The sequence below is a fragment of the Streptomyces sp. WM6386 genome (assembly GCF_000972385.1).
GTDB lineage: Bacteria > Actinomycetota > Actinomycetes > Streptomycetales > Streptomycetaceae > Streptomyces.
On sequence record NZ_JXTE01000687.1, the window covers coordinates 1 to 344 of the forward strand.

Sequence of the window (344 nt, forward strand, 5' to 3'; positions counted from 1 at the left end):
CGCGGCGTGCGGGCTCAGCCCGACAGCAGGTTGACGAGTGTCGCACCCGACGTCGTACGCCGGGCCATGACGTGCTGCCCTCGGCGCTCCCGGCTGAGGAGGCCGGCCGCCTCCAGCTGGCCGCAGTGGTAGGTCACGGTCGCCGGCGTGCAGTTGAGCACGGAGGCCAGGGAGCCCATGGTGCACGGGCGGACGAGCTCGCGCAGGATCCCCGCCCGCAGCGAGCCCACCACGAGCTTGAGCGGGTCCCTTTCGGCGGTGGCCTGCTGAGCGGTCCACAGCGTGTTCAGTCCGGGCACGGGATAGCCGAACCACACGGCGTCGGAACGGTCGAAGCTGAAGAC

1 protein-coding gene is annotated in these 344 nt (G+C 71.5%); it reads right to left on the bottom strand.

Features of this window, described 5'->3' with window-relative positions:
- Window positions 1-14: 14 nt before the first annotated feature.
- Window positions 15-344, bottom strand: a 330-nt coding sequence (locus tag TN53_RS43245) for an ArsR/SmtB family transcription factor (protein WP_046264414.1), incomplete at its 5' end; no start/stop codon positions are given.